Here is a 22533-nt window from a genome sequence, read left to right on the forward strand (position 1 = left end):
GGATCAGTCGTTCCGCTTTTTCTTCTTGGTCTTCTTGGCTGGCGCCTTCCTGGTCTTAGCCTTCTTTGCCTTGGCCTTCTTGCTTTTGGCGGTCACCTTCGGCTTCACCGGCTCAGCCGCAGCTGCCTGGGCCAGGCTGGCGGCCAGTGCCGCGTTCTGGGCCTCGGCCTTCTGGTAATCGAGATAGCTCATCGCGCCGTCGCCATCGCCGCCGATCGTGCCGGTTTCGCCGTCGTCCGGGGTATTGACAATTGGCGCGGGCAGGCCGCGCTGGACATCGGCCCACGGTGTCAGCGCTGCGCTGCCGCCATTGAGGCGGGCGCGGTAGACGTGGACGTTCTCCGTCACCCGCATCATGTAGTTGCGGGTTTCGTTGAATGGATGGCATTCGATGAAGCTCAACGGATCGCCGTTCGGGCCGCGCGGATCGCCGCAGTCCCCGACCCATTTCGACATTCGGCTGGGGCCGGCATTATAGCTGGCAGCCGCCATGATGTAGGAGCCGTCAAAGCGCGTCACCAGTTCACCCAGGTGGTAGGCGCCGAGAGACATGTTGAATTCCGGCTCATAAAGCCTTGAATCGTTATAGCTTTGACCCAGGCGGCGCGCCACGGCCCTGGCGGTCGACGGGATGAGCTGCATCATGCCGCGCGCATTGGCGTGGCTGCGAACCTTGGGATCGAAGCCCGATTCCTGACGGGTAATGGCCAGCACAAACGCCTTTTCCGGCGACGGTACATCCGGCACGGCGCGCAACGGATAGGCGCGTTCCGGCAGGTAGAAGCCGCGCTGCATGGAGTTGCGCGCCACCTTCATGGCCATGAACTGCGTGTCGTAGCGCGCTGTCAGATCGACCAATAGCGCCTCTTCCTCGGCATTGGGCAGGACCAGGCTGGTCGCCAGGGCGATCTGGCGGAACATGTCGATCTGGCCGATGCTGGCCAGGATGCGGGCAGCGCGGATGGTGTCGCGGCTTTCGAAGCGCTGGCGATCGGCGGCGGACGGTATCGGGTCCTTGCCGATGGTGATGGTCTTGATGCCGGCCTTTTCCGCCGCCAACTGGCCGTAGAAGGCGTAGATGTACTGGCCGCCCTTGGCGTAGTATTTTTCGGCCTCGGTGCGGTCGGGATTGATGCCGTTCAGGCCAGGATTGTCACGCTTTTCATAGGCGCGGCCCAGCCAGTAGTTGGCGCGCCCTTGCGTGATCGGCGAGGTGCCGGCGGTGGCCAGGTTGTGGAAGTGCTCGACGGCGGCATTGGTGTCGTTGAGTTTCAGCAGCGCCATCCAGCCGGCGAAGAACTCGGCCTCGGCCTTGCTTTCGCCGGGCTCGAAACCGCCGCCCTTCATGGCGTTATAGGCCGAGCGGTAATCCTTGGCCTTCAGTGCCGACTTGAAGTAAGCGAGGCGCAGGGCATAGAGCTGGCTTGCGGCTTCCGGGCTCATCGAGGCTGGCGGCAGGTCGCCGAGGATCGGATAGCCGAGCGGCTCCAGACCCTTTCCAGACAAATACTTGGCGCGGGCAAAGGCCAGGGCCTTGTTGCGCGGATCGAATGCCAGCGCCGACGTATAGATGGCGTCGCTGCCTGCCGCGCTTGTGCGCATGGCAAGCGCCGCACCGGCGACGGCGCGGGTGTGGTCGTTGACGCTGGGCAGCAGGTCGCGGATCGCCTGGCTGGAACCCGACTGCGTATTGATGATCAGGCAGTTGACGCGGGCGATGGTGTCGTCCTGCGTCAGGTAGCGGCCGAACGCCTGCTGGAAGTTAGCCTGGCCCATGGCGTCGAACGTCTTGGTCCGCCACCACGTCTTGGCCAGTTGAGAAGCTTCCTCGATATTGCCGACCGCCTGCTGGGCATTGATCAGGGCGACAGCGCCTTCGAGGGTTTCGGGCGGCGAGCCGTTGAACCAGTCGACGATCTGCTGGCCCGACATGCCCGACAGGCCGATCATCTTTTCGGCGGCGATCTGGCGCTTGGTTTCGCGCGGCCAGCCCCACAGGTCGCGGCGGGCGCCATCGAGCGCGGCGAAGCTGTAGATATTCTGGCCGTCATTATTGATGATGGCCCAGGTGATGATCTTGCGGGCGGTCGGATTACTGAGGCCTGACTTCATCGAATCGGCGGCGGCGAAATTCTTCGTGCGCACCAGCTCGAGCGCGCTTTCCAGCGTCTCGACATCCTCAGCCGACATGATGGGCGGTTGATAGGGCTGGGATGTGTCAGGCGTCGCCATGGTGTTCTGTGCCGACGGAACCGGGGCAGGGACATCCTGCGCCGACACGGGCCCAAGGCCCACCAGGCCGGCGGCGCTGACGGTCAGGATGAGCGCAGCCTTGCGCCACAAGGGGCGCGGTGCTGCTGCTTGCGTCTGGACGCGATCTGGGAAGATAAGCTTCATGCCGGTTTTTAGTCCCTAGCCAATTCTTACGCGGTATATTGAGGCCCGTCGTTAACCGACTATAGGCCATAGTTTTCTTTTATAAAGACATTGCAGCCAAAGCCCGGCGGGCTTAAGGCTAAATTCGATATAATCTCCGATCTGCGATGATCGAAAGACACACCTCACGCGAAATGATCACGTTTTCATCACGTTGACAAAGCGAAGGCTGTCTCCGGCAAAAGACTGTGTGCAGGACTGGTTAAGGAATGAGTAACGCAAGGCAAGCCCCGCCGTTCAAGGGCGTCATTACCGCCATGGTCACCCCGTTTCGCAACGGTGAGGTCGACTATGCCGCTTTCGAAGCGCTGATCGAGCATCAGATCGCCGCGGGCGTGCACGGTCTTGTGCCTGTGGGCACCACCGGCGAGACCTCGACCCTGAGCCTGGATGAGCACAAGGAAGTCGTCCGGCTGTGCGTTGAACGCGTTGCCGGCCGCGTAAAGGTGATCGCCGGCGCCGGGTCGAACAATACCGCTGAGTCGATCGAGCTGGCGCACCACGCCAAGGCCGTTGGTGCAGACGCCGTTCTGGTCGTGGCGCCCTATTACAACAAGCCTTCGCAAGAGGGAATCTACCAGCATTTCAAGGCGATCAACGACGCCGTTCAAATTCCGATTTTGTTGTATAACGTCCCCGGCCGCACGGTCGTCGACATGAGCAATGAGACCGTGATCCGTCTGGCCAGGCTGCCGAACATCGTCGGCATCAAGGATGCGACCGGCGACATCGACCGCCTGAGCCATATGCGCCTGGGCATCGACAAGCCGTTTGCCTATATTTCCGGCGATGACCCGACCTTCCTCGGCTATTCGGCGCATGGCGGCCATGGCGTGATTTCAGTGACGTCCAATGTCGCGCCGGCGGCCTGCGTCGCCCTGTACAACGCCGCCGCCAAGGGCGACTATGAGACCGCGCGCCAGTGGCAGGACAAGCTGATCACGCTCGACAAGGTCCTGTTCGCAGATTCGTCGCCGTCGCCGACCAAGTACGCCATGAGCCGGCTTGGGCTGTGCACCGAAGAGGTCCGCCTGCCGATCACGGCCTGCAGCCAGGCCGTCCGGCCGTTGGTTGATGACGCCATGGCGCTGGCAGGTCTTGTACCGGAGCCAGCCTACCCTATTTAGGCAAATCCATGGCCAACGAAGAACCCTCAAATTACAAGGTGATCGCCGACAACCGGCGCGCACGCTTCGACTACTTCCTCGAACATCCGATCGAGGCGGGCATCGTGCTGACCGGCACCGAGGTCAAGTCGTTGCGCCAGGGCAGGGCCAATATCGCTGAATCCTATGTCAGCATTGAGAACGGCGACGAAATCGCCCTGGTCAATGCCGATATCCCGATCTACACCCAGGCCAATCGCTTCAATCACGAACCGCGCCGCGTGCGCAAGCTGCTGCTGCATCGCAAGGAAATCGGCCGGATGATGGCCGCCGTCCAGCGCGACGGCTACACCATGATTCCGACGAAGATGTACTTCAACGACAAGGGATTGGTGAAGATCGAGGTCGCCTTGGCCAAGGGCAAGAAGATCCACGACAAGCGCGAGACCGAGGCCAAGCGCGATTGGCAGCGCGACAAGGCGCGGCTGATGCGCGACAGAGGTTAGCAGAAGGGTTAGCTCGCCTGGTCCGGATAGGTCCAGGCGTTGCGGCACTGCGCCAGGGCGTCGCGCAGGCGATCTTCGTCGGTGACCGGTGAGACGTCCTGAACCTCATCTCCCACGGCCTGGTAAATGGTCAGCGCTTCCTCGTAACGCGACGACGCCTCGTCATAGTCTTCGCAGGTCTGGTAGGTGTCGCCGAGCTGGCTCAGGGTCGATGCCAGGGCCAGGACATCCGTGGTCTGGCGGTAGAGTTTGACGGCCTCTTCATAGAGCGGCACCGCCGCGACCGCATGGCCGTCGTCGCATTCCACCTCGGCCTTTACCGTCAGCGCCTGCGCCCAAAGGACGTCATTGGCCTGACGGCGCGCTATAAGGATCAAGGCATCAAGACTGGCGCGCGCGTCAGAGTATCGTCCGTCCTGACGCGCCTTGTCTGCCTGTCCGAAAAGCCGATCAATGCTCAGCACTGCCTGACTCCATCGCCAATCCCTGCGTAAATAAACACGCAATACGCGAATTGGTAAAGCCACAAAGTTGTGAGGTTACCGCTCACACAGTGGAATTCAGGCGACTTAAGCTGTCAGGCGTCGTCGTCTTCGTCCTGCGGGAACTTCGGATTGTTCTGTTGCTGGCGCGGACGGCCGATGACCGAGGCCAGGTCAGCCAGGTCGACGAAGGTGTCCGCCTGGCGCCGCAATTCGTCCGAAGTCATGGGCGGAGACGACTTCACGGTCGAGACGACTGTAACGCGCGCACCCTTGCGCTGAACGGCTTCGATCAGCCGGCGGAAGTCGCCGTCGCCCGAAAACAGCACCAGATGGTCGGCGTGTTCGGCCATTTCCATCATGTCGCAGGCGATTTCGATATCCATGTCGCCACGCCAGCGCTTGCGGCCCTGACTGTCGACATATTCCTTGGCCGTCTTGGTGATCAGCGCGAAACCGTTATAGTCCAGCCAGTCAACCAGCGGGCGAATCGGCGAATAGTCGTCGCCTTCCACCAGCGCCGTGTAGTAGTAGGCCCGGATCAGGATGCCGCGTTTGCGGAATTCATCCAATAACTTACGGTAGTCGATGTCGAAGTTGAGGGCTTTGGCGGCGGAATAAAGATTGGCACCGTCAATGAAAAGCGCGATACGGTCCGTCGGGTAGAAACTCATTCCAATGGCTTTCAAAAATAGTGTTCAAATGCCACCCAGGCCCAGTGACGACGACAACGCGGCAATTCTCATTGCCTACGGTTCCAACCTGCCGTCCGCCGCTGCTTTCCCCGAGCGTCAGTCTGCATCGCAAGCTTTTGCGCATGTTGTCAAGACATTGAAGGGGCGGGGACTGCTTGTTAACAGAATTTCATCTCTTTGGCGGTCGCTGGCCTGGCCCGATACTTCGCATCCGCCCTATGTGAACGCAGTTATACAAGTTGAAACAGAGCTTTCGCCCCAAGCACTTCTAAGTCTCCTGCATGAAATCGAATTCAATGCCGGCCGGGTACGCGAAACGCGCAATGCACCAAGGGTTCTAGACCTCGATCTTATTGCCTACGGTCGGAAAACTATGAATGAGGACGGCATTATACTGCCGCATCCGCGCGCCCATGAGCGCGCCTTCGTCATGGGGCCGGTGGCGGAGATTCTGCCCGGCTGGCGTCACCCGGCACTTGAGGAAACGGCTGCAAACCTATGGAAAGCAGCCAAAATTGGCGCGGATGCCTATCCCTTGGCGGATGCCAGCTGAGCCTGCCTGGCGCGCTGGTCCAGCCAGGTGTAAAGACCGACACCGGTGACGACGAGAAGCGTGCCGGCGAGATCGGCCAGGGTGGCGTTCTGGCGCAGGATCAGCACGCTCATCCCCAGCGTGAAGACGGGATTGATGAAGCTGATGACCGCATTGGCCTGCGAGGAAATACGACTGAGGGCAAAGTTCGTCAGGTAGCTTGGGGCCACCGTCGCACCAATGGCCAGGCCCAGGACCAGCCACGCCAGCGTTGCGCTGAGCTTGAGGTCGCTGGCGCTGTGCGTCAGGAAGAAGTGCGCGAAGGTGGCGATGGCCGCGCCTGACATGGCCCACGACGTAAACAGCGACGGGCCAAGGCGTGCGATCAACGGCTTGGCCAGCAGGAGATAGAGGGCGAAGGCCACCGACGAGGCCATGCACCACAGCGTACCGGCGACGATGGCGGAGCCGTGTTCGCGCAGGTCCGTCACGAAGATCAGGCCGATGCCGGCGTACGCAATGGCGAAGGTCCACAGGGCGTTGACGCGCAGGGCCTGGCCAAAGAACAGCGCGCCGAAGAGGATAACGAACAGGGGATAGGTGAAGATGATCAGCCGTTCGAATTCCGGCGACAGGGTCGTCAGGCTCTCGAAATCGGTATAGCTGGCCAGCCAGTAGCCGAGTGCCCCGACGGCCAGCGCCTTGGCGTAGAGGTCGGGCCGCGTCCGGACGGCGGGCGGTCCGTCGTGTCCAAGACGCCTGTTGCGCAGCCAGGTCAGGACACCGCCCACCACGAAGAAGGGTGTCGCCAGCATCAGGCGCAAGGTCAGAAGCGTCGAGGCGTCGATGTCGTATGCATAGGCGAGCTTGATCCAGATGGCCTTGCTGGCGAACAGAAAGGCGCCGAGCGCGGCCATAATGTAGCCGCCCCAGGTATTGAGCCAGTCTTTGGTTTTGGATGAAGCGCTCATGTCAGGGACCTGGAGTGAGGGCGCCTGAAGGATAGGTCTGCCGCGCCCGTTGGAAGGATCGGGCGGGGGATGGTTTAGGATCCTATTCGCCCTTTTTTGTGCGCAGTGTAATGCGCACGGCCTTGCATGCCCAAATAAGCTTGGACAGAATATCGAGCTGAATCAGCACATGATTTTGAGCAAAGGACGTGACCATGGCGGCGCATTACCGGCTTTCGGCCGCATTGGCAACGGCATGGCGTACAGTTGGGCGATCACTTTGGGTTACCCTGTGTGTGATTATGGTCACGGGACCAGCGGTCGCCGAGACGCTGAAGGGCAGGGCGCATGTCGATGACGGCGACAGCCTGGCGATCGGTGAACGGCGCATCCGTCTGTTTGGTGTCGATGCTTTCGAGTACCGGCAGATGTGCGGTCGGATGAAGTGCGGCAAGCTGGCTTTCCAGCAGCTCAGGCAGATCGTCGGGCAGCAGCCGGTGTCGTGCGCCAGGCAGGATACTGATCCCTATGGTCGCATGGTCGCGATTTGCACACTGCCGGACGGGCGCGATCTTGGCCGGGAGATGGTGCGAGGCGGTTATGCCGTCGCTTATCGCCGCTATTCGATGCGTTACGTTGCGGATGAAGGGCTGGCGAAAAAGCTGAGGGCAGGTGCATGGGCGCATGGCTTTCGGCGACCTTCGGATTATCGCAGGTCTCACTGAAGACCTGGGACTAGTCGCGGGTGGCGCGGACGGCCTTGTTCCAAATGCCGGTCGGCACGGACGGCGTGGTGTCGCTGAGGTGTGTCAGGTGAACGAGCAGGTCTTCCAGTTCATCGACGTCATAGGGCACGTGGATCAGCAGGACTTCGAGCTGACGGCGCGCATTGGTGTAGTGGCTGGCAGCGCTGCGGTGGACCTGGGCGCGCTCGCTCCAGCGGAACACTGTCTGGAAGACCGACAGGATCGAGGTCAGGCTGGCCAGGACGAAGATGGCGAGATTGATCGGGGTTTCATACTGGCCGTAGAATTCGGGCAGGATGATCGGAATCGCCGCCAGCACCGAGATCAGGAAACCGCCCCCCAGTGTCAGTGTGGTGAACCAGTTGGCGAAGCTGGACAGCGTATTGGTCGCCAGCCAGTGACCCAGCGCGCCACGCTTGATGCGGCGCTCGGTCTCTTTGAGAATACGCGGCAGCTCTTCGGCCTCGATTCTATTGCTGGCTTTATCGCTGCCGTCCACAGCCATGTCCCCCGACGTTAACCATTCGGATAACGCATACGGGGCTCAGGTCCTGCAGGCAAGATATTTCGTGTAATCAGAGCCCGTTGGCGGCGCTGAGCACCGCTTTGACGCTGGCCGTGGCGATGTCGTCGTCGATGCCGATGCCGAAGACGTGACGGTCGTCGGCCGTGCGGCATTCGATATAGGCGACAGCCTGGCTGAGCGAGCCCTTGGTCAGGGCGTGCTGGCCGTAGTCGACGACTTCCAGCGCCAGCCCGTAGTGATCGTTGAGCGCTTCGATGGCGCTGGAGATCAGGCCGTTGCCGTGGCCGATGACCGAGGCTTCGGTGCCGTCCTTGACGATGCGGCCCACGAAAGTCCGCTGGGTGCCGGAATGGACGGCTGCGGCCTGTTCGTAGGCGATCAGGCCGTAGCGGCCGCCACCCAGGTGATAGGCGTCCTGGAAGGCCTTCCAGATCTCTTCCGACGACAGTTCGCGGGCGCTGGCGTCGGTGATTTCCTGGACGCGGCGCGAAAAGTCGATCTGCAGATGGCGCGGCAGCTTCAGGCCGTGCGCCTGTTCCAGCACCCAGGCGATGCCGCCCTTGCCGGACTGCGAGTTGACGCGGATGACCGCCTCATAGCTTTCGCCCAGGTCGGCGGGATCGATCGGCAGGTAGGGCATTTCCCAGAAGCCGTCATTGCGCTTTTCGTGCGCCGAAAAGCCCTTCTTGATCGCATCCTGGTGTGAACCCGAAAAGGCCGTGAAGACCAGCTCGCCGGCATAAGGATGGCGCGGATGGACGGGGATGTTGTTGCAATACTGAACCGTCTCGACGACTTCGCGCATGTTCGAGAAGTCGAGGTTCGGCGACAGGCCCTGCGTGTACATGTTGAGGCCGAGCGTCACCAGGTCGACATTGCCGGTGCGCTCGCCATTGCCGAATAAACAGCCTTCGACACGGTCGGCGCCAGCCAGCAGGCCCAGTTCGGCCGCGGCCGTGCCGGTTCCGCGGTCATTATGCGGATGCAGCGAGATGCAGACGCTGTCGCGGCGCGATACGTGCCGTCCGAACCATTCGATCTGGTCGGCATAGGTGTGCGGGCCGCCGACTTCAACGGTCGCCGGCAGGTTCAGGATCAGCGGATTGTCCGGCGTCGGTTGCAGGACATTGATCACGGCTTCGCAGACCTCCAGCGCGAATTCAGGCTCGGTGGCGGTGAAGGTCTCGGGGCTGTATTCGAATGACCAGCGCGTGTCCGGTTGCTTGGCGGCTTCGTCGCGCAACAGGGTCGCGCCCTTGACGGCCAGGGCCAGGACGTCGGCCTTTTCCATGCCGAAGACGACGCGGCGGAAGAGGGGGGATGTGGCGTTATAGAGGTGGACGATCGCCTGCTTGGCACCGCGCAGGGACTCGAACGAGCGCTTGATCAGGTCTTCGCGCGACTGCGTCAGGACCTGGATGGTCACGTCGTCGGGAATGAGGTTTTCCTCGATCAGCTTGCGCACGAAATCGAATTCGGTGGCCCCGGCGGACGGGAAACCAACCTCGATCTCCTTGAGGCCGACCTTCAGCAACAGGTTGAAGAAGATCATCTTCTTCTCGACGTCCATCGGATCGGCCAGGGCCTGGTTGCCGTCGCGAAGATCGGTCGACAGCCAGCGCGGCGGCGCGACAATCGTCTTCGACGGCCAGGTCCGGTCGGACATGTCGACGCCCAGCGAAAACGGGCGGTATTTGGTCTCTGGGTTCGGCAGCATGGACATGGGGCGAGCCCTTAGGGCTATGGCGCGGGGGAGTCAATGACCGGCCGATCACACCTGGTGAGTGGAATGCAGGATTTTCTTGTATTCGGTGAGGCGAGAGAGTAGACAGGCGGCAATTGTTATCTGCCTTGCGCCGGGTCCAAAGAGAATCTCTTCGGGCGACGGCGCGCTTTACGTTCAGACAAAGGGAACCGTATGGCTCGCGTCACCGTCGAAGATTGCGTCGAAAAGATCGACAACCGCTTCAACCTCGTTCTCCTGGCCGCCCATCGCGCCCGCGCCATCTCCAGCGGCTCGTCCATCCTGGTCGATCGCGACAACGACAAGAACCCGGTTGTTTCGCTTCGCGAAATCGCCGACGGCGTCCTGGCGCCGAACGCCCTGACCGAAAGCCTGATCGCGTCGCTGCAGCGCGTCGACGAGCGCACCGAGGCCGAGGAAGAAGCCGAAACCCTGGCCCTGCTGGCCGATCCGACCCACCAGCAGATGTCGGAAGGCGACCTGATCCGCGCCCTGCAATCCGACCGCGATGGTGGCCAGGAAGAGCGTTACTAAAAACACTCCGGGTAAGAGATTATATAGAAGGTCCGGGGCATGCTTCCCGGACCTTTTTTGTTTGGCTGTTTCAATGATGCGTGAGACAGTTATTTTGTCGCGATATTTAAGCCGAAAACCGCTCACACTTTTCGGCATATCGCTTCATTCCGTACTAGACCAGGGTTTGAGTTGCATGTCCGCAGAGGGTGAACAGATTGCCGTAACGACACCGCCGTCTGGTGGAGGCAGTCCTGTGGCCGATGTGGGCAGTGATCCGGCCAAGGTCATGGCGGCCAACCGGCCGAAATTCCTGCGCCAGGTCGAACTGATCGAGCGCGTCGCGGCCTATGAACCGACGGTCGATGAAGCCCTGCTCAACCGCGCCTATGTCTATGCCATGCGCATGCACGGTGCGCAGCTGCGGGCGTCAGGCGACCCGTATTTCGCGCACCCGATCGAGGTCGCCGGCATTCTTACCGACTACAAGCTCGATGCCGCCGCCATCGCCACGGCCCTGCTGCACGACACCATCGAAGACACGCCGGCAACGCGCGAGGAGATTGCCGCCAAGTTCGGAGACGAGATCGCCGGTCTGGTCGAAGGCGTCACCAAACTGACGCGGCTTGAGCTGCAATCGGAATATACCAAGCAGTCGGAGAACCTGCGAAAGTTCATCCTGGCCATTTCCAAGGATATCCGCGTCCTGCTGGTCAAGCTGGCCGACCGTCTGCACAATATGCGGACGCTGCATTTCGTGGCGCCCGAAAAGCGCGAACGGATTTCGCGCGAAACGCTGGAAGTCTATGCGCCGCTGGCGCGTTCGATCGGTTGTAACCGCTTCGCGACTGAGCTTGAGGACCTGGCGTTTTCGCACATCAATCCGATGGCGCACGCCGCCATCATCCTGCGTCTCAAGGAAATGCGGGAAGAGAAGGGCGACGCCATCCGCGCTATTGCCAGGGATATCGCCGCCAAGCTTGAAAAGGTCGGTATCCGCGCCCGGGTATCGGGCCGCGAAAAGTCGCCCTATTCGATCTGGAAGAAGTTGCAGCGCAAATCGATTGGTTTTGCTCAGCTTTCCGATATCTACGCCTTCCGCGTTGTCATGAGCGATGTCGATGAGTGCTACCGTGCCCTGGGCGTCATGCACCGCGTCTGGCCGTGCGTCCAGGACCGCTTCAAGGACTTTATTTCGACCCCAAAGGCCAATAACTACAAGTCGCTGCATACGACGGTGGTCGGCCACAAGGGCACGCGTATCGAGATGCAGATCCGTACCGAGGAGATGGATCGCATCGCCGAAGAGGGCGTCGCGGCGCACTGGGGCTATAAGAACCAGACCTACGGCTTCGACGAAGAGGCCGCGACAGCCGAAGGCGGTCGCAACCCGATGAATTCGTTGCGGAACATCATTTCGATCGCCGAAAGCGGTGGTGATTCGGAAGACTGGGTCGAACACGCCAAGATGGAGATGTACACCGACCAGGTGTTCGTCTTCTCGCCCAAGGGCAAGCTGATCTCGTTGCCGCGCGGCGCCATGCCGCTCGACTTCGCCTTCGCCGTCCATACCGAGGTCGGGGAAACCGCCATCGGCTGCCTGATCAATGGCGAGCACCGGCCGCTGCGCACCGTGCTGCAGAATGGCGACCAGGTCGAAATCCTCACCGGCCATGACGCGCGGGTGAACCAGGACTGGTTCTCGCTGACCGTGACGGGCAAGGCGCGCTCGGCGATTCGCCGTCACATCCGTCAGCGCGAACGCGATGATTTCGTCACGGTCGGCCGTACAGCGCTCATGCGCGCCGCCGCCCAGGTCGAAAAGCGCATCGACGACATCAGCTGGCGCCCGGCTCTGGAACGCTTCAATGTCGAGGACGAGGACGAACTGCTGGAGCTGTGCGGGCGGGGCAAGATCCTGCCGGTCAAAATCCTGGAGGCCGTCTTCCCCGGCCTGAAGATGCCGCTGCGTCTGTCGACCGAGACCCTGACGCGCATTCGCGATGGCGAGGGTGGCCAGGCCTTTGTGCGCGGTTCGGCCCTGTCGGAGCGTCAGAGGGTGCTGTTCTCGCGTTGCTGCCGCCCGGTGCCCGGTGAGCGGATTATCGGTATTATCGAGGATGACGGCTGCCACGTCCATTCGATCGAGTGCGATTCGCTGGAGGCGCTCGAGGCCGAAAAGGACCGCTGGATCGACCTGCACTGGACCCTGAACGCCGAAAAGAACACCTTAAGTATCGCGCGTATCCGTGTGACGATGCAGAACAAACCGGGCGTTCTGGGCCAGGCCTGTACGCTGATCGGCGAGGCCAAGGGCAATATTGTCGATATTCATATAGCGCCCAAGCAGATGGACTATCTCGAGATCGATTTCGACATCGAGGTCATGGACGCCCGCCACATCACCAATATCTCGGCGGCGCTTAGGACCTCCCAAATGATCGAAAGCGTCGACCGGATGCGCGGATAAATCCGTCACAGGCTCTTTAGCTTGCGACGGCACTGCGCTAAAGGCATCAGTTCTGGAGATAATCAGGACGAATGCCCATGACCAACGACGACGTACTCAACGAATTTCGCGCCGCCAACGCCCTGCGCACCGGCCATTTCGTCCTGTCGAGCGGGCTGCATTCCCCAATGTTCCTGCAAAAGAACCTGGTTTTCATGGACACGGCGCGTTGTGAACGCCTGTGCAAGGCGCTGGCCGACAAGATCATCGCCCAGGTAGGCCACGTCGATGTCGCGGTCTCGCCGGCCGTTGGCGGCATTATTCCCGGCTATGAAACGGCGCGCCACCTGAAGGTGCCCTCGATCTATGTTGAACGCGAAGGCGGCCAGTTCAAGTTCCGCCGTGGCTTTTATATCGAGCCAGGCGCCCGCGTCGTGATGGTCGAGGACATCGTCACGACCGGCCTGTCGTCGCGCGAATGCATCGAAGCCATCAAGGCAGCGGGCGGTGATGTCGTGGCCGCGGCCTGCATCGTCGACCGTTCGGGCGGCAAGGCTGATGTCGGCGTGCCGCTGATCGCGTTGGCCAGCCTTGAGGTGCCGGCATATCCCGCCGACAACCTGCCGCCGGAGCTGGCCGCCATCCCGGTCGAGGACCCGGGCAGCCGGAGGCTCGCCAAGGTATGAACCGCATCCGTCTTGGCTTGAATGTCGATCACGTCGCTACCGTCCGCAATGCGCGCGGTGGCCAGGCGCCCGATCCGGTGCGCGCCGCCGAACTGGCCTTGAACGCCGGTGTTGACGGCATTACCGCCCACCTGCGCGAAGACCGCCGTCACATTATCGACGCCGACGTGCTGGAACTGAAAAAAGTCTGCGATGCGCATGGTAAGCCGCTCAATTTCGAGATGGCGGTGACCGACGAGATGGTCGCGATTGCGCTCAAGCTGACGCCGCACGCCGCCTGTCTCGTGCCGGAACGCCGCCAGGAGCGCACGACTGAAGGCGGTCTGGATGTGCTGGGGCAGATCGGCCCGGTCGGTGAGGCGGTAAGGCTGTTCAACCGCGCCGGTATCCGTTCGTCGCTGTTCATCGCCACCGATCCGGCCCAGGTCGAGGCAGCGGCGAAGGTTTCCGCGCCGGTGGTCGAATTCCACACCGGCGCGCTCTGCGACGCGTTCCGCGAACGCCAGGACGACCTTTTCAAGAACGAATTGCGGCGCTTGCAGGCGGCGGCGCAAACTGCGCACAAGCTGGGCATCGAGGTCCATGCCGGACATGGCATCGACTATGACACCGTGCCGTTCATCGCCGCCATTCCCGAAGTTCGCGAACTGAACATTGGCCACTTTCTGATCGGCGAAGCCATCTTCGTTGGGCTGGAAGCGTCTCTGAAGCGGATGCGCGAACTGATGGATGCCCAGCGCCAGGGCTTGACGGCATGATCGTCGGCATCGGCATCGACCTGTGCGATGCGCGCCGCATCAAGGCATCTAATGATCGTTTCGGCGATCGCTTTCTGAACCGCATCTATACAGCCGACGAACAGGCGCACGCCGCGAAGGCCGCACGCACCGACCTTAGCCTGGCCAAGCGCTTTGCCGCCAAGGAAGCCGTCGCCAAGGCCTTCGGCACCGGCGTGCGCGGCTTCTTCTATGTCGATATCGAAGTCGTGACCGGACCGCTGGGTCAGCCGCGAGTCCTGCTGCATGGCGGGGCGGCCGATACCCTGCGCGGACTGCTGCCCGACGGCGCCGAAGCGCATATTCACCTGTCGCTGAGCGACGAAGACCCTTACGCTACCGCCTATGCGCTGATTGAAGCGCGGTAGTCTTACGAAGCCACCTTACCAAAAGGTCATGCACCAAGGCAGGGGCGGACAAAAAACTGTCTTGCCCTTGCCATAATGCATGTTTACGTGGTTCAAACGACGGAACGGGGGCTGTTTCCGGACAATATCGTAAGGCATGCCCGAAGTGACGGGCGCGCACATAACTATGGGGCTGGCGTAATGACGACTTCGCGTGACGACTCGAACCTGGATAAGGGCATAACCGCTGCAGCGCATGCGCACGCCGCCCCTTCGGTCGATGAGGTCGCAAGCGACGACAGCCATGACGGCAGCGAGCCTCCGGCCAAGCAGTCGGCCATCGAGGAAGCCAAGGAGATCTTTGGCGTCGTGGCTGTGGCGCTGATCCTGGTCATGATCCTGCGCACCTTCCTGTTCCAGCCCTTCACCATCCCGTCGGCATCGATGGAGCCCAACCTGTACCAGGGCGACTACATCATCGTCTCGAAGTGGAACTACGGCATTTCCAAATATTCCTTCCCGATCACAGTACCGATGATCGAAGGTCGTATCTTCAACAAGGCGCCGACACGCGGCGACGTGGTCGTCTTCAAGCTGCCGTCGAACCCCAAGGTCGATTATATCAAGCGCGTTATCGGCTTGCCGGGTGACCGCATCCAGATGAAGCGCGACCAGCTCTATATCAATGATGAAGCCGTTCCCTTCACCAATATGGGTCCGGTCAAGGCGACCGACGCCCCGATGGGCACAGCCAATCTGCAACGCGAATTCCTGCCGAGCGGCCGCGTTCACCAGATGCAGGACATGGTTCAGGACGGCCGCGCCGACAATACCGGCGTCTTCACCGTGCCGATGGGCCACTACTTCGTCATGGGCGACAACCGCGACAACTCGCTGGATAGCCGCTTTTCGCCGGAAGACCCCTACGATTCGGGCGTCGGCTTCGTGCCGGAAGAGAACCTGGAAGGCCGCGCCGTCTTTATCCTGATGTCGTGGAAGGAAGGCTCCTCGCTGTGGAAGCCGTGGACCTGGCTGAACTTCAATTGGGAACGCTTCTTCAAGGCGCTTGTTTAGCGCTCAAGCGCCGCTAGGCTCCTCGCGGGCGATGCGCTCGTTGAGCGCATCTGCTCGGGCGCGCAGTCGCGCTTGCCGAAATGCCCCGGGGGCATTTCGGAGGGCGTAATCCAACCCCTCCTATTGCCGACCCATGGGCTGTGCTGTAAACGCAGCCCATGAACGCGCGTATCAAAGCCATCGACGCCCTGCAGGCGCGCTTGGGCTATACCTTTAAAACCCCGGAACTGCTGGACCTTGCCCTGACGCACGCCAGCGTCGCCGAAGGTGCGCGCAAGATCAAGGACAACGAACGCCTGGAATTTCTGGGCGATCGCGTTCTGGGGCTGCTGACCGCCGAATCGCTGATGGACGCCTTTCCGGACGCTGAAGAGGGCGAACTGTCGCGCCGTTTCCACGGGCTGGTCAGTCGCGACGCCTGCGCTGCAGTCGCCAGGACACTCGAACTCGGGCCGGCATTACGTCTGGCGGCCGGCGAGACCAAAAGCGGCGGACGCGACAATCCGACGATTCTCGGCGACGCCACCGAAGCCCTGATGGCGGCCGTCTATGTCGACGGCGGCTATGCGGCGGTGGTAAACTGCTTCAAGCCGCTATGGGCCGAAGCCCTGCGCAACAGCGGCAATGCTTCACAAAGCAATCCGAAATCCTTCCTCCAGGAATGGGCCGCCGCCAATGGCAAGGCGCCGCCGGCCTATGGCCTGATCAACCGCAAGGGGCCCGACCATGCCCCGATATTCACCATTGAAGTGCGCATAGAAGGGGTTACCCCCCAGACCGCGACCGGCAAGTCTCGGCAGGAAGCCGAAAAAGCCGCCGCCCTGCGCCTGATCGAACAGGAACAACTGAATTGACCGACACCCCTCAAACATGCGGCTTTGTCGCTATCATCGGTGCGCCCAATGCCGGTAAATCGACGCTCGTCAACCGGCTGGTCGGCACCAAGGTGTCGATCGTCACACAGAAGGTGCAGACGACGCGCTTTCCGGTGCGCGGCATCGCCCTGGAAGGCGCCGCGCAGATGATTCTGGTCGATACGCCGGGTATCTTCAAGCCGCGCCGCCGCCTGGACCGCGCCATGGTCGCCTCGGCCTGGACTGGCGCGCATGACGCCGACTCGATTGTCCTGCTTGTCGACGCAGCCGCCCAACTGGCGGTGAAGCACTCGACGGAGATCAAGGCGACTGCGGCGGACTTCAAGGCGGTGGAAGATGTCGACATGATCGTCGAAGGCCTGAAGGCCAACAAGGCCAAGGTTATCCTGGCGCTGAACAAGATCGACCTGATGAAGCGCGACAACCTGCTGGCGGTCGCCGATGAGCTTTTCAAGACGGGTGTGGTCGAAGACGTGCTGATGATCTCGGCCGAAAAGGGCAATGGTGTCGATGACCTGAAGACGATGTTGGCCAAGCGGATGCCGGAAGGCCCGTGGCTCTATCCAGAAGACCAGGCGGCCGATGCGCCGGTCCGAATCATGGCTGCCGAAATCACGCGCGAAAAGCTGTTCCTGCGCGTCCACGAAGAACTGCCCTACGCCGCTGCGGTCATGACGACCAAGTTCGAGGACAAGCCCGACGGTTCCGCGCGCATCGAACAGACCATTTTCGTGGAACGCGACAGCCAGCGCCCCATCGTCCTGGGTAAGAATGGCCAGACGCTGAAATGGATCGGCCAGAAGTCGCGTGAGGACCTGTCGAAGCTGCTCGACCGCCCGGTGCACCTGTTCCTGCACGTTCAGGTGTCGGAAAAGTGGAGTGATGACAGGGCGCTGTATGCCCAGTTCGGCCTCGAGTACGACAGCTAAATCGTTCTGACGGCCTGCAAACCGGCATCTATCTGCGATACGATGCTCACGTACTCAAGTACGCTCCGCTTCGTTTTTCGATAGCTACCGGTTTTCGTCACGTCATAACGATTTAGGGCAATCACATTGGAATACGAAGACGAAGCCATTGTCCTGAGCGCGCGACTGCACGGGGAAACCGGGGCGGTGGTGCATGTCCTAACGCGGCTGCACGGTGTTCAGGCGGCCCACATTGCCGGTGGGGCGTCGCGGCGCATGAAGCCGTTGCTGCAGCCCGGATCGCCCGTGACCTTCCGCTATCGTGCCCGCAGTTCCGACCAGTTGGGCGCCGCGACTATCGAAGCGGACGGGCAGGGGCCGGACCTGCTCGACGACCCTGTTGGTCTGCTTGGCCTGCAATGTGCAGCGCTGATGACGCGCCAGGCGCTGCCGGAACGTGAGCGTCATGAAGGCGCCTATCACGCCTTTCGCGCGTTGTTGTCGGCTTTTTCCATTCCCGAAATCTGGCCGGCCATCTATGTCCGTTATGAGGCAGGCCTTCTCGAAGAACTGGGCTATGGCCTGGACTTAAGCGCCTGCGCGGTTTCAGGCTCGCGCGATGACCTGCGCTATGTCAGCCCGAAATCGGCGCGCGCCGTGAGTGCGCAGAGTGGCGAGCCCTACAAGGACAAGCTGCTGCCGCTGCCGCAGTTTCTGCTGTCGTCGCAGGGCGGAATCGACGAGGGTGATGTCGTCAACGGTCTGAAGCTCACCGGTTTTTTCCTGGAAAGGCACGTCTTTCATCCACACAATAAACCGTTGCCGGATATCCGCGAAAATCTGGCCCAGGCCCTGACCAACGCCGGTTTGGGATAACAATGCAATCCTTTGGAACCGGCATCCATCCTTTGCTAAGAAATGTGTGTCAGAGTGGGAGCATCATGCGTGAGATCGACAGAGCCCAGATTGTGACTTACAGCGCGCCCGAGCTGCTCGCTGCCAATGTCAATCCGCACACCGGCCTGGCGACCGACTATCTGAACCTGTTCAATGAAGCCATCATGCTGTTCGAAATGGGCCTCGACATGCCGGACATGGCCGAGGAACTGGCGGACTGGAAGCCTCGAGACTACGTGGCGCACTTCGAAGCGTCAGGGTTTGAACTGCGTGAAGTGGTAATTTCCGCCTATCTGCACGCACCGACCGAAGCGCGCCTGGCCTTCGACGAAAGCTGCACGCGCGCCCTGGCCGTGTTTGATTCGTCGATCAATATCCTGCTGAGCTCGAATCTCGAGGACGAAGAGGCTCTGGCCGATTTGCGGACTCGCCTGGAAGAGATGAAGGCCTTGGTGGTCGAAATGGATTCGCATATCCACGGCCGCGCCGAAGCCATGGAAGCCAACCGTCAAAGCGAAGTCGACGCGTTGTTCTGATCCTCGTTCCATGCTGACAAAATTTGGCAGCATGGTGGTGCATTCTCGCTGCACTAAAGGAGGATATCATGACTCTGACCGCCACCTGCCATTGCGGCGCCACCCATATCCAACTGCCCCGCGCCCCGGAATCGGCCAAGACCTGCAATTGCACCTTCTGCCATCGTACCGGTGCTGTCTGGGCCTACTTTTCGCCCGATGAGGTGTCGGTAAAGGCCGAAAAGAACCTGACATATTCGGCCAGCGGCGGCATGAACAAGCACCATTTCTGCGGCACCTGCGGCGGGAACACCCATGGCGACAGCCCGGACTGGGCGTCGGCCTATAATGCCGATGGCACGCCCAAGGAAGGAACAACGCCGGGTCAGATGCCTGCAGCACGAACCTTCGCTGTTAATATGCGCATGGTCGACGGTTTCGACCTCGATGCATTACCTGTGGAATATATGGACGGACGCGCGAACTGGTAAGATGTTTTAATCGGAAAATAACGTGGATCTGTTAGCGTCTGCAACATGGCTTCCGACGGTAGATCGTACCAGAGTAATATGACGCCCCAGCTGCTGATGCGGCTGGGTGAGGGCTTGCTGCACAGCGGTACCATGCTGGCCCTGTTCGCGCCGGATGATACCCTTCAATTTGCGACGCCGGACTTTGTCCGTCTTTACGACGTTCAGCCAGGACCGCAGACCTTCGACAGCATCATGCGCCACTGCCATGTGTGGAAGACCGGTCCGCTTATCGAAACCGACGATATAGACGCCTGGTTGGCCGCGGCCAATACCAAGCGCCGCAGCAAGACCGTGCGCAAGTTCGAAGTCGACATGATCGACGGGCGATGGATGTACGCCATCGAAACGACCTTCGACGACGACTGGGTTCTGGTGGCCGTTACCGATTTTACGGCGGTGAAGCACAAGGAATTCACTCTGCGCACGGCGCGCGACGAAGCGATTGCCGCTTCCGAAACCGATCATCTGACCGGGCTGTTCAATCGCGGTGCAGCTATGAAGCGTTTCGGCTCTATCTTGGATCGCGCCGCGCAAGGCGGCCAGATGTTCAGCATTGTCGTGCTCGACCTCGATCATTTCAAAATGATCAACGACCATTTTGGCCACGACGGTGGTGATCAGGTCCTGGTCCACTTTTCCGGCTGCATGCGCGACGTCCTGCGCGATCGCGATGTCACCGGCCGGGTGGGGGGCGAGGAGTTCCTGTTCGTCATGCCGGGCGCCTCCGGGGATCAGGCGGGCACCGTGGTGGAGCGGCTGCGGGCGCACCTGCGTGATCAGAGACTGAAGATCGGCGACGTTACCCTGCGCTACACCTTTTCGGCCGGTATCGCTGAATGGGAGCCGGGTAAGACCTTGCAAGGCCTCTACAGGGATGCCGATCAGGCGCTGTACGCTGCCAAGGCCGCCGGCCGTGACCAGGCCCGCAATGCGGTGTGAACAGTTCAAATAGTTTCCTTGTATTCCTTTCGTTCTCGTTCTAAACGGGGCGAATGAGTGACGTAGTGATTCCTGACGACGCCGGTGGTCTGGTCGTTGATGAGCCTATGGGCGAAGCGCTGTCGCGCCGCTATCTGGCCTATGCCCTGTCCACCATCAGTTCGCGTGCCCTGCCGGATGTCCGCGACGGCATGAAGCCCGTGCACCGCCGCGTGCTGTACGGCATGAGCACCATGCGCCTGACGCCTGAAAGCGCGGCGCGCAAGTGCGCGGCCGTCGTCGGTCTTGTCATGGGTACCTTCCACCCGCACGGCGATGGGGCGATCTATGATGCCCTGGTTCGTTTGGCCCAGGACTTCGCGCAACGCTATCCGCTGGTCGAAGGCCAGGGCAATTTCGGCAATATCGACGGCGATAACGCCGCTGCCATGCGTTACACCGAATGCCGTCTGACCGTTGCGGCCATGCTGCTGCTGGAAGGCATCAACGAAGACGCCGTCAATTTCCGTCCGACCTATGACGAGCGCGACGAAGAGCCGGTCGTCCTGCCGGCGGGCTTTCCGAACCTGCTGGCCAATGGCTCTGCCGGCATCGCCGTCGGCATGGCGACGTCCATCCCGCCGCACAACGTTTCCGAACTGATCGACGCCTGCCGCAAGCTGCTGCAAAAGCCGGAAACGACGACCAGCGAACTGATGGACTTCATTCCCGGTCCGGACTTTCCGACCGGCGGGATCACGGTTGAAAGCCGCGCGTCGATCCTCGAATCCTACGAAACAGGCCGCGGTTCGGTGCGGACGCGTTCGCGCTATGAGGTCGAAGACCTCGGACGTGGCAACTGGCGCATCGTCGTGCGCGAAATTCCCTATCAGGTCCAGAAGTCTCGCCTGATCGAGCAACTGGCCGACCTGATCGAGAACAAGAAGGCGCCGCTGCTGGGCGATGTTCGCGACGAGTCGGACGAAGAGGTTCGCCTCGTTCTGGAACCGAAGACGCGCAACATCGAGCCCGAAGTGCTGATGGAAAGCCTGTTCAAGGTCTCGGACCTGGAAACGCGCTTTGCCATCAATATGAACGTGCTGGACGCCACGGGCACGCCGCGCGTCATGGGCCTTAAGGCGTGTCTGATCGCCTTCCTCGATCACCGTCGTGTCGTGCTTCAGCGCATGTCGCAGTGGCGCCTCGAAAAGATCGAGAAGCGCCTGCACCTGCTCGACGGCCTGATGATCGCCTTCCTCAATCTGGATGAGGTGATCCGCATCATCCGCGAGGATGAAAAGCCGCGCGATGTGCTGATGGCGCGCTTCAATCTGACTGAGATCCAGGCCGACTACATCCTCGACACCCGCCTGCGCCAGTTGGCGCGGCTCGAGGAGATGACGATCCAGGATGAGCACAAGAAGCTCACCGAAGAACGTGATGGCTTGATTCTGCTGCTTGGCAGCGAAAAGCTGCAGTGGAAGCGCATCGACCAGCAACTGGTCGAAACGCGCAAGAAGCTGCTGTCGGCGCGCCGTACGACCTTTGCTGAAGCGCCGGCCAATGTCGAAATCGCGGCGATCGAAAGCTACCTGCCGAAGGAACCGATAACCGTCATCCTGTCGAAGCGCGGCTGGATTCGCGCTGCCAAGGGCGCGGTCGCCGATCCGTCGGAGCTGAAGTTCAAGGAAGGCGACGAACTGGCATGGCTGGTTCCGGCCATGACGACCGACAAGCTGCTGATCATGACCTCGGACGGCCGTTTCCTGACGCTCTCTTGCGACAAGCTGCCGTCGGCGCGTGGCCATGGCGAGCCGCTGCGCCTGATGGTCGATTTCGAGGATGGCGCCAAGATCGTTGACGTCTTTGTCGCCCAGACCGGCAAGAAGCGCGTCATGGTTTCCAAGAACGGCTACGGCTTCGTGATGAACGAGGAAGACGGCGTTGCCAACAAGCGCGCCGGCAAGCAGGTCCTGAACGTCGAGGGCACCGAAGCCCTGGCGGCGCTGCCGGTTATCGGTGACAGCCTGATGGTCCTGGGTGAGAACAACAAGCTGTTGATCTTCCCGGTCGCCGAACTGCCGGAAATGGCGCGCGGCAAGGGCGTCAAGCTTCAGGCCTATAAGGACGGCGGCATTCGCGATATCGCCGTGTTCGACTCTGCCGGCACACCGCAATGGTACGACGGCTCGAACAAGGCGCGTGATTTCAAAGACTTCAAGGACTTCCTGGGCAAGCGCGCCCAGGCCGGCAAGATGGCGCCCCGCGGACTGCGTAAGCTGCGGGTGTAACCGGTGGAGCCACCGCTCCATCGCAAGG

Annotated in this window: 23 protein-coding genes; 17 read left to right on the top strand and 6 right to left on the bottom strand. The window is 61.2% G+C overall.

Going from position 1 to position 22533, the window contains the following annotated elements:
* Positions 1 to 3: 3 nt before the first annotated feature.
* Positions 4 to 2397 (bottom strand): lytic transglycosylase domain-containing protein, encoded by a 2394-nt coding sequence (locus AC1DON_RS13340; RefSeq protein WP_476935289.1) that lies wholly within the window; start codon positions 2395 to 2397, stop codon positions 4 to 6.
* A gap of 248 nt (positions 2398 to 2645) precedes the next feature.
* Here AC1DON_RS13340 and dapA point away from each other — a divergent pair, with 248 nt between their 5' ends.
* Both dapA and smpB read left to right on the top strand, forming a co-directional pair.
* Positions 2646 to 3563 (top strand): 4-hydroxy-tetrahydrodipicolinate synthase, encoded by a 918-nt coding sequence (dapA, locus tag AC1DON_RS13345; RefSeq protein ID WP_476935290.1) that lies wholly within the window; start codon positions 2646 to 2648, stop codon positions 3561 to 3563.
* A gap of 8 nt (positions 3564 to 3571) precedes the next feature.
* Positions 3572 to 4048 carry an SsrA-binding protein SmpB gene (smpB, locus tag AC1DON_RS13350; protein ID WP_476935291.1) on the top strand — a complete coding sequence of 159 codons (477 nt, stop codon included), beginning with the start codon at positions 3572 to 3574 and terminating at the stop codon, positions 4046 to 4048.
* An 8-nt stretch (positions 4049 to 4056) separates the two neighbouring features.
* On the opposite strand, the gene AC1DON_RS13355 is transcribed toward smpB, so the two are convergent.
* Positions 4057 to 4512, bottom strand: coding sequence for a tetratricopeptide repeat protein (locus AC1DON_RS13355; RefSeq protein ID WP_476935292.1), 456 nt, complete (start codon positions 4510 to 4512; stop codon positions 4057 to 4059).
* A gap of 113 nt (positions 4513 to 4625) precedes the next feature.
* Positions 4626 to 5204 (bottom strand): LabA-like NYN domain-containing protein, encoded by a 579-nt coding sequence (locus AC1DON_RS13360; RefSeq protein WP_476935293.1) that lies wholly within the window; start codon positions 5202 to 5204, stop codon positions 4626 to 4628.
* 4 nt (positions 5205 to 5208) lie between these two features.
* On the opposite strand from AC1DON_RS13360, the gene folK reads away from it, so the two are divergent.
* Positions 5209 to 5778 (top strand): 2-amino-4-hydroxy-6-hydroxymethyldihydropteridine diphosphokinase, encoded by a 570-nt coding sequence (folK, locus tag AC1DON_RS13365; RefSeq protein ID WP_476935294.1) that lies wholly within the window; start codon positions 5209 to 5211, stop codon positions 5776 to 5778.
* On the opposite strand, the gene AC1DON_RS13370 is transcribed toward folK, so the two are convergent.
* On the bottom strand, positions 5754 to 6728 hold the full coding sequence (locus tag AC1DON_RS13370) for a DMT family transporter (RefSeq protein WP_476935295.1): 975 nt from the start codon (positions 6726 to 6728) through the stop codon (positions 5754 to 5756). The genes folK and AC1DON_RS13370 overlap by 25 nt on opposite strands.
* Before the next feature lie 194 nt (positions 6729 to 6922).
* Between AC1DON_RS13370 and AC1DON_RS13375 the strand changes: the two genes are divergently transcribed.
* Positions 6923 to 7432, top strand: a complete 510-nt coding sequence (locus AC1DON_RS13375; RefSeq protein ID WP_476935296.1) for a thermonuclease family protein — start codon at positions 6923 to 6925, stop codon at positions 7430 to 7432.
* A 10-nt stretch (positions 7433 to 7442) separates the two neighbouring features.
* On the opposite strand, the gene AC1DON_RS13380 is transcribed toward AC1DON_RS13375, so the two are convergent.
* Complete coding sequence (locus AC1DON_RS13380; protein WP_476935297.1) at positions 7443 to 7952, bottom strand: SLATT domain-containing protein; 510 nt, start codon at positions 7950 to 7952, stop codon at positions 7443 to 7445.
* Between the two features lie 76 nt (positions 7953 to 8028).
* On the bottom strand, positions 8029 to 9702 hold the full coding sequence (gene leuA, locus AC1DON_RS13385) for a 2-isopropylmalate synthase (RefSeq protein ID WP_476935298.1): 1674 nt from the start codon (positions 9700 to 9702) through the stop codon (positions 8029 to 8031).
* A 195-nt stretch (positions 9703 to 9897) separates the two neighbouring features.
* Here leuA and rpoZ point away from each other — a divergent pair, with 195 nt between their 5' ends.
* The 13 genes from rpoZ (at position 9898) to parC (ending at position 22505) form a co-directional block, all read left to right on the top strand.
* Positions 9898 to 10257 carry a DNA-directed RNA polymerase subunit omega gene (rpoZ, locus tag AC1DON_RS13390; RefSeq protein WP_476935299.1) on the top strand — a complete coding sequence of 120 codons (360 nt, stop codon included), beginning with the start codon at positions 9898 to 9900 and terminating at the stop codon, positions 10255 to 10257.
* A gap of 175 nt (positions 10258 to 10432) precedes the next feature.
* Positions 10433 to 12706 carry a RelA/SpoT family protein gene (locus tag AC1DON_RS13395; protein ID WP_476935300.1) on the top strand — a complete coding sequence of 758 codons (2274 nt, stop codon included), beginning with the start codon at positions 10433 to 10435 and terminating at the stop codon, positions 12704 to 12706.
* A 77-nt stretch (positions 12707 to 12783) separates the two neighbouring features.
* Positions 12784 to 13371: an orotate phosphoribosyltransferase gene (pyrE, locus tag AC1DON_RS13400; protein WP_476935301.1), complete on the top strand. Its 588-nt coding sequence runs from the start codon at positions 12784 to 12786 to the stop codon at positions 13369 to 13371.
* A complete protein-coding gene (locus AC1DON_RS13405; RefSeq protein WP_476935302.1) occupies positions 13368 to 14129 on the top strand; it encodes a pyridoxine 5'-phosphate synthase in 762 nt (253 codons plus the stop codon). Before pyrE ends, AC1DON_RS13405 begins: the two co-directional genes overlap by 4 nt.
* Positions 14126 to 14515, top strand: coding sequence for a holo-ACP synthase (acpS, locus tag AC1DON_RS13410; RefSeq protein WP_476935303.1), 390 nt, complete (start codon positions 14126 to 14128; stop codon positions 14513 to 14515). The genes AC1DON_RS13405 and acpS overlap by 4 nt, the downstream gene beginning before the upstream one ends.
* Before the next feature lie 180 nt (positions 14516 to 14695).
* Positions 14696 to 15568 carry a signal peptidase I gene (lepB, locus tag AC1DON_RS13415; protein WP_476935304.1) on the top strand — a complete coding sequence of 291 codons (873 nt, stop codon included), beginning with the start codon at positions 14696 to 14698 and terminating at the stop codon, positions 15566 to 15568.
* Between the two features lie 158 nt (positions 15569 to 15726).
* The gene (rnc, locus tag AC1DON_RS13420; RefSeq protein WP_476935305.1) at positions 15727 to 16422 is read left to right on the top strand and encodes a ribonuclease III; all 696 of its coding nucleotides are present in this window, start codon (positions 15727 to 15729) and stop codon (positions 16420 to 16422) included.
* Entirely contained in the window at positions 16419 to 17372 is a 954-nt protein-coding gene (gene era, locus AC1DON_RS13425; protein WP_476935306.1) for a GTPase Era, read from the top strand. The genes rnc and era overlap by 4 nt, the downstream gene beginning before the upstream one ends.
* 126 nt (positions 17373 to 17498) lie before the next feature.
* The gene (recO, locus tag AC1DON_RS13430; protein ID WP_476935307.1) at positions 17499 to 18227 is read left to right on the top strand and encodes a DNA repair protein RecO; all 729 of its coding nucleotides are present in this window, start codon (positions 17499 to 17501) and stop codon (positions 18225 to 18227) included.
* A 65-nt stretch (positions 18228 to 18292) separates the two neighbouring features.
* Complete coding sequence (locus tag AC1DON_RS13435) at positions 18293 to 18784, top strand: hypothetical protein (protein ID WP_476935308.1); 492 nt, start codon at positions 18293 to 18295, stop codon at positions 18782 to 18784.
* 68 nt (positions 18785 to 18852) lie between these two features.
* A complete protein-coding gene (locus tag AC1DON_RS13440) occupies positions 18853 to 19254 on the top strand; it encodes a GFA family protein (RefSeq protein WP_476935309.1) in 402 nt (133 codons plus the stop codon).
* Between the two features lie 78 nt (positions 19255 to 19332).
* Positions 19333 to 20235 (top strand): GGDEF domain-containing protein, encoded by a 903-nt coding sequence (locus AC1DON_RS13445; RefSeq protein WP_476935310.1) that lies wholly within the window; start codon positions 19333 to 19335, stop codon positions 20233 to 20235.
* 53 nt (positions 20236 to 20288) lie between these two features.
* On the top strand, positions 20289 to 22505 hold the full coding sequence (parC, locus tag AC1DON_RS13450) for a DNA topoisomerase IV subunit A (protein WP_476935311.1): 2217 nt from the start codon (positions 20289 to 20291) through the stop codon (positions 22503 to 22505).
* The last annotated feature ends 28 nt before the right edge of the window (positions 22506 to 22533 follow it).

The sequence above is a fragment of the Asticcacaulis sp. P4_H10 genome (genome assembly GCF_056400965.1).

Coding starts and splice junctions, on each gene's coding strand:
- AC1DON_RS13340 (WP_476935289.1), bottom strand. CDS start 2,397: ATGAAGCTTATCTTCCCAGATCGCGTCCAGACGCAAGCAGCAGCACCG.
- dapA (WP_476935290.1), top strand. CDS start 2,646: ATGAGTAACGCAAGGCAAGCCCCGCCGTTCAAGGGCGTCATTACCGCC.
- smpB (WP_476935291.1), top strand. CDS start 3,572: ATGGCCAACGAAGAACCCTCAAATTACAAGGTGATCGCCGACAACCGG.
- AC1DON_RS13360 (WP_476935293.1), bottom strand. CDS start 5,204: ATGAGTTTCTACCCGACGGACCGTATCGCGCTTTTCATTGACGGTGCC.
- folK (WP_476935294.1), top strand. CDS start 5,209: ATGGCTTTCAAAAATAGTGTTCAAATGCCACCCAGGCCCAGTGACGAC.
- AC1DON_RS13370 (WP_476935295.1), bottom strand. CDS start 6,728: ATGAGCGCTTCATCCAAAACCAAAGACTGGCTCAATACCTGGGGCGGC.
- AC1DON_RS13375 (WP_476935296.1), top strand. CDS start 6,923: ATGGCGGCGCATTACCGGCTTTCGGCCGCATTGGCAACGGCATGGCGT.
- leuA (WP_476935298.1), bottom strand. CDS start 9,702: ATGTCCATGCTGCCGAACCCAGAGACCAAATACCGCCCGTTTTCGCTG.
- rpoZ (WP_476935299.1), top strand. CDS start 9,898: ATGGCTCGCGTCACCGTCGAAGATTGCGTCGAAAAGATCGACAACCGC.
- AC1DON_RS13395 (WP_476935300.1), top strand. CDS start 10,433: ATGTCCGCAGAGGGTGAACAGATTGCCGTAACGACACCGCCGTCTGGT.
- pyrE (WP_476935301.1), top strand. CDS start 12,784: ATGACCAACGACGACGTACTCAACGAATTTCGCGCCGCCAACGCCCTG.
- AC1DON_RS13405 (WP_476935302.1), top strand. CDS start 13,368: ATGAACCGCATCCGTCTTGGCTTGAATGTCGATCACGTCGCTACCGTC.
- acpS (WP_476935303.1), top strand. CDS start 14,126: ATGATCGTCGGCATCGGCATCGACCTGTGCGATGCGCGCCGCATCAAG.
- lepB (WP_476935304.1), top strand. CDS start 14,696: ATGACGACTTCGCGTGACGACTCGAACCTGGATAAGGGCATAACCGCT.
- rnc (WP_476935305.1), top strand. CDS start 15,727: ATGAACGCGCGTATCAAAGCCATCGACGCCCTGCAGGCGCGCTTGGGC.
- AC1DON_RS13435 (WP_476935308.1), top strand. CDS start 18,293: ATGCGTGAGATCGACAGAGCCCAGATTGTGACTTACAGCGCGCCCGAG.
- AC1DON_RS13440 (WP_476935309.1), top strand. CDS start 18,853: ATGACTCTGACCGCCACCTGCCATTGCGGCGCCACCCATATCCAACTG.
- AC1DON_RS13445 (WP_476935310.1), top strand. CDS start 19,333: ATGACGCCCCAGCTGCTGATGCGGCTGGGTGAGGGCTTGCTGCACAGC.
- parC (WP_476935311.1), top strand. CDS start 20,289: ATGAGTGACGTAGTGATTCCTGACGACGCCGGTGGTCTGGTCGTTGAT.